We start from the raw sequence: 5,240 nt of genomic DNA on the forward strand, positions 1-5,240 counted from the left end.
GGGTTCTATTTTTGTGCAACCCACTCCCCCCCCAACCCACACCCCCACCACCCCCCCCTCCCCCAAAAACCCCCCCCCTCCCGGGGGGGGGGCCCCCCCCGGGGGCGGCCCCACCGCACAGCTCGAAGGCCCTCGTCATGCGCTCTCGCCGCTACCCCTCGGACACCACGAACGCCGAATGGGCGCTGATCGAACCGCTGTTGCCCACACCGGCCTGCGAGACGTCCACCGGCGGCAGACCGGAGAAGCATCCCCGCCGCGAGGTCGTCGATGCGATCCGATACGTCGTCGATACAGGCTGCAAGTGGCGGGCTTTACCCGTCGACTTCCCGCCCTGGCGGACGGTCTGGGGGTTCATGGCCCGCTGGGCAGCCGCCGGGATCGTCGGCCAGATCCGCGACCATCTCGCCGGGCGGATCCGCAGGGACATGGGCAAAGGCCCCCGAGCGGTTGCCACCGTGATCGACTCCCAGAGCGTGAAAGCCGCCGAGACCGTCTCCAAGGCCACCCGCGGCTACGACGCGGGCAAGAAAATCAACGGCCGCAAGCGCCACCTCGTCGTCGACACCCGAGGACTTCCACTGCTGGTCATGGTCACACCCGCCGACCTGCACGACGCCGCCGCAGCCAAGGAAGTCCTCTTCCGTCTCCGCCTCATGCACCCCGGTGCAGATGAGGGGAGACCATGGACACGGGGATTTCGCTGACCGAGGCACTTCGGGAGCTGCGTCAGGAGCTGTACGCGGCGCAGTCCGAGGGCGCCAACGAGCAGTTCCGGTTCGAGGTGGAGCAGGCGGAGCTCACGTTGGAGGTGGAGTTCCGGCGGGACGGGAACGGCAAGGTAAAAGTCGATGTCGGCGCGCTGGGCACCAAGGTCGGCGGAGAGGCGGGTGGCGGGCTGGGAAGTACGCGACGGCAGACGCTGACGCTCACGCTCCAGGTCCGGGACGAGCCACCCACGAACTCGGCATCCAGCCCGAGGAGTACGACCCGAAGCTCGACGTCGACTTCACCCCGCTGCGCGATGAAACCGCGACCGCCGACGGCTTCGGCCAGGCTGCCTGAGCCGGCGTACGGCCCTGAACCCGATGGACGTGTGACTGGAAGGGGCTGTGGTACCCCGGGTGTTTGAGCCCCGGGGCACCACAGGAGGGGTCAGACGCCGAATGCGGCGGGGTAGTGGATGGTGCCGGTCGGGACGGGGCGGGTGTCGTCGAGGGCCATGGCCATCATTGCCTCGTCAGGTGCCTCGAAGGGTGCTTGGATGCCAAAGTGGGAGGCGGGGGTGAAGCCGAACCGAGGGTAGTAGCCGGCGTGTCCTAGGACGAGGACGAGGTTTTCGCCCATGGTGCGGGCGGCGTCGAGTGCGGCGCGGATGGCGGCGGAGCCGGCGCCGGTGCGCTGGGCGGAGGGCAGTACCGCGCACGGTGCCAGGGCGAGGGCGGGTACGCCGTCAACGTGGCATCGGGTGAGCAGCGCGTACCCGACCTGGGTGCCGTCGGGAGTAGCGGTGACCATCGACAGTCCGTCGATCCATGCCTGCGGGTCGGCGCGCAGGGCGTCGACGATGTCGGCCTCCTGGGCGGTAGGGAAGGCCGCGAGGAGGATGTCGCGGATGGCGGAGATGTCGCCGGCGGCCTCGGGACAGGCGGTCCAGGTGGTCATGGTTCCGTTCTCGGTGGTGTCGGGGGTGTGGTCGTGGGGGTGGAGGAGGTAGGCGGCGTAGTCGTAGTTGCTGCCGTGTTCGCGCCGCATGTTGATCTCTGTCCGGTGTGCGGCCAGGGCCTGCGGCATGCCGGGGCGCTGCGGGTCCGCTCGGTCCATCCGCTGAGTGAGCGGCGTGTAGTACTCGTCCCACCAGTCGCTTTCCGGCAGCGGCCAGTGCGCGCGGAGACGGTAGCCGGCGGCCTGTGCGGCGTCGGTGTTCGCGGCGCGGGTGCGCAGCGGGTAGGCCGCGTCCCAGTAGGCGCGTGCCGGGGCAGAGGGGCTGAGCACGGTCCATTCGATTTCGGTGACGATGAGGACGCCGCCCGAGGCGAGCAGGCGACGCCAGGCGCGCAGGGCGACGTCAAAGCCGATGGTGTATACGGACCCCTCGGCCCAGATCACGTCGAAGCTGTGATCGGGGACGGGCAGCTGGTCCATCGAGCAGTTGACGACCGTGACTTGGTCGTCCAGGCCCCGGCGGGCCGCTTCGGCGGCGAGGCCGTCCAGGTACGGCTGGTGCAGGTCGACTGCGGTCACGTGCGCGCCGGCTTCTTCGGCCAGCAGCAGGGTGGAGCGGCCGGGGCCGCAGCCCGCGTCCAGCACCCGCGGGTGCTCGGGCAGCGGCCCGGCCATCTCCAGCAGGCGCCGTGTGGTGGCGTCCGAGCCGGGACCCTGCCGGGGCAGGTCGTGGTGCAGGGTGAAGAACGCCTGCGTCACCGGGTCGCTGCCAGGGGCGTGGTCGGGGGTGTCGCTGTTGTTCACTGCTGACGCTCCCGGAACTGGTAGGTGGCACGCAGGTGCCGCGTGATGTCCTTCTTGGCGGCCTCGCGGTCGGCGCGCAGCCGAGCCTCGGTTCGGGAGGCGGCGTAGGCGTTCTCCCTCAGCAGCTGGCGGTAGCTGTCCAGACGGCGCTGGGGAATCTCGCCTGCCTCGACGGCGGCCAGCACCGCGCAGCCGGGTTCGCTCACGTGTGCGCAGTCTGTGAACCGGCAGTCCTGCGCGAGGTGCTCGATCTCGGCGAAGGTCTGCTCCAGCCCGCCCTGGGAGTCGTGCAGACCGATCGCACGCAGACCGGGGGTGTCCAGCAGGACACCCCCGCCGGGCAGCGGGATCAGCTCCCGCCATGCGGTGGTGTGCCGGCCCTTGCCGTCCGCGTCGCGCACGGCGCCGGTCGCCAGCCGCTCCTCGCCCAGCAACTGGTTGCCCAGGGTGGACTTGCCCGCTCCAGAGGGGCCAAGCAGCACGATGGTGCCGTTCAGGACGGCGGTCAGGGTGTCCAGGCCCCGCCCGGTCACGGCGCTGGTGACCAGCACGTCCACGCCGGCGGCCACCCCGGACACCTGGGCCTGCGCCGAGGGCACGTCCGCGCACGCGTCGGCCTTGGTGAGCACCACGACCGGCTGGGCGCCGCTCTCCCAGGCCAGGGCGAGCATGCGTTCGGTCCGGCCGTGCTTGAGCGGTGCCGCCAGAGACACCGTCACCACGACTGTGTCGACGTTGGCGGCCAGGACCTGGCCGTGCGAGGTACGCGAAGAAGACGAGCGCACCAGGGCGGTACGCCGCTCCAGCATCGCGTGCAGCACCGGCGCATGGCCGGTGGTGACAGGGCGCAGCGCCGCCCAGTCACCCGTGCACGGGGCCGACAGCAGATCACCGTGATCGGCGGTGCCGGGAATCTGCGCACGGATGATTCCGGCGTCGGTGACTGCTTCGCACGAGCCGCGTTCGGCTCGCACGATGCGGGCCGGGATCAGCCCGGCAGTTCGATGGGGTGCGAAGGCGTGCTCACACGCCTCGTCCCAGCCATAGTCCACCAGGGAATATGGCTGAGTATGATGCGAAAGGGGTTGAGACAACGTAGAGACCCTTGAACAGGGACCCCGATCGGCACAGAGGATGGCCTTCCGCGAGCTGTCAGAGCTCTTGCGGGGGCATCGACGTCAGGTCAGACCAGGGCCCGGGACGTGAGGATGGTCCGGCGGGCACTGCACACGGCAGTGGCCTCTGCGACATTCATCAACTCACCTCCCACTTCTGGTCCCGCAGTTGACCCGGTTGTCTCTGCGCCGCTGATGCTAGCACCTCCATTCCCAGCGTCGGACGATGCCGGAAATGGAGATGCGCCGACGCACGGTTCAGCTCCGGCGGCGTCGCGTTCGGCGACGTGTCGGGCGACCGCGTCGACGCCTGGGCGTGCGTACCGTTCCAGGGAGCGGACGGAGGTGTGGCGGGAGCGGGCCAGCAGCATCGGGGTGGACGTGCCGCCCTCGGCGTCGGGTGTCAGGGCGCTGTGCCGGAGCCGGTGAAGTGTCCAGCTGTCCAGGTCCTCGATGTCCTCGGGTGAGGCGAGCGGGTTGGCCAGCAGCCGTGTGTTCTCCTCGAAGATCTCCTCAGCCCGGCGGTAGGAAAGCCGGGCCCGGCCGGTCTCTGGGCACACGTCCAACGTCGGCGTCCCGGCCGGGGCCTTGCGGTCGGTGAGGAACAGTGGGCCGCGGGTGCGGCGGGCGATGAGCCGGGGTAGGAGCTGGGCGGTGCCGGACTGCCAGTGAATCCACTCGGTCGCCCCGCCCTTGGCGGTGATCTTCCCGCGTTTGTCCTGCGGATACAGGTCTTCCACGTTCAGGCACAGCACCTCATCGGCCCGTGCGGCGGACTCGTAGAGCATCTTCCACTGCGTCTTCTCCCGGAGCCCGACGTCCAGGCGCCACAGGGCGGCGATCCGGTTCTCGGCCAGGGCCTTGGTGCGGTCCGGCGGCGCCGGCCGCCGCTCGATGCCGACCGTCGGATCGCCTTCGATCCAGCCCTGGCGCTGCCACCAGCCGATCGCCTTGCGCGCGATGGACAGCTCCCGGTTGACGGTGTCGGCGTCCATCTCGTCTGCCCGCGCCGCCGCCAGCTCGGCCAGCGCCTCCGGCAGCACCGGATCGTCGATCGCAGCGACAAGGAGGAGCGGCGGCTTCGCACCGCGGCGGGCCGGACCCGTCGGCGCGCGTTCGCCGGCGAACATCCACCCCCACGTCGTCAGTGAAATCCGGTAGATCCGCGCGGAGGACTTCGCGATGCCCGCGCCGGTGAGATACCGCTCGACTGCCGTCGTGTACGTGGCCGGAGGGGCGGACATGGGCACGACGCGGGCCCGCGGCAGCCGGAGCGCGCCCCCGCTCCCGAGCTCGGTCACCGGTTCGATCGTCACGTCCGCCCCGCCCCAGCATTTCCGCAGTAAATGCGTACACCTCACCTGCGGCGGCCGGAGAGTCCGCCGCAGGTCGCAATGATCACGGTAAGGGCTCCGTCGCAGTAAATCCGGCGTTTACTTGGGGGTGGTTCACGCCAGGCGGTGCAGCACTGTGAGTGCGTAGCGCACTCGTCGCCCATGATGCGGCTGCCGCAGCACTGAATGAGGCATAGGCACTCTGGCGACGATTCGGAGCGGCCAGACCTTAGAGGCCATCTCATTTGGGTGACTCGGTATTCTGTTTGTCATGGTGGGGATCGTTGAGCGGCTGGTGCCGGATGAGTTGTGGGAGTTGTTC

Annotated in this window: 4 protein-coding genes and 1 pseudogene; 2 read left to right on the forward strand and 3 right to left on the reverse strand. The window is 69.8% G+C overall.

The window, feature by feature from the left end; genetic code table 11:
• Window positions 1-137: 137 nt before the first annotated feature.
• Both ABZ622_RS41595 and ABZ622_RS41600 read left to right on the forward strand, forming a co-directional pair.
• Window positions 138-665, forward strand: a pseudogene (locus ABZ622_RS41595) (IS5 family transposase); the annotation flags it as partial.
• Window positions 666-685: 20 nt separating this feature from the next.
• Complete coding sequence (locus ABZ622_RS41600) at window positions 686-1,132, forward strand: trypco2 family protein (RefSeq protein ID WP_360552489.1); 447 nt, start codon at window positions 686-688, stop codon at window positions 1,130-1,132.
• Window positions 1,133-1,155: 23 nt separating this feature from the next.
• On the opposite strand, the gene ABZ622_RS41605 is transcribed toward ABZ622_RS41600, so the two are convergent.
• The 3 genes from ABZ622_RS41605 to ABZ622_RS41615 all read right to left on the reverse strand — a co-directional run bounded on the left by ABZ622_RS41605 (window position 1,156) and on the right by ABZ622_RS41615 (window position 4,885).
• Window positions 1,156-2,469 (reverse strand): bifunctional class I SAM-dependent methyltransferase/N-acetyltransferase, encoded by a 1,314-nt coding sequence (locus tag ABZ622_RS41605; protein WP_360552491.1) that lies wholly within the window; start codon window positions 2,467-2,469, stop codon window positions 1,156-1,158.
• Window positions 2,466-3,521, reverse strand: a complete 1,056-nt coding sequence (rsgA, locus tag ABZ622_RS41610) for a ribosome small subunit-dependent GTPase A (protein ID WP_360552493.1) — start codon at window positions 3,519-3,521, stop codon at window positions 2,466-2,468. The genes ABZ622_RS41605 and rsgA overlap by 4 nt, the downstream gene beginning before the upstream one ends.
• A gap of 131 nt (window positions 3,522-3,652) precedes the next feature.
• Window positions 3,653-4,885 (reverse strand): site-specific integrase, encoded by a 1,233-nt coding sequence (locus tag ABZ622_RS41615; RefSeq protein ID WP_360552495.1) that lies wholly within the window; start codon window positions 4,883-4,885, stop codon window positions 3,653-3,655.
• Window positions 4,886-5,240: the final 355 nt, after the last annotated feature.

This window comes from Streptomyces sp. NPDC007164, from assembly GCF_040634135.1.
GTDB classification, from domain to species: domain Bacteria; phylum Actinomycetota; class Actinomycetes; order Streptomycetales; family Streptomycetaceae; genus Streptomyces; species Streptomyces sanglieri.

Bases quoted from the DNA above. Each gene is read 5' to 3' on its own strand.
- ABZ622_RS41600 (WP_360552489.1), top strand. From the start codon at position 686: ATGGACACGGGGATTTCGCTGACCGAGGCACTTCGGGAGCTGCGTCAG.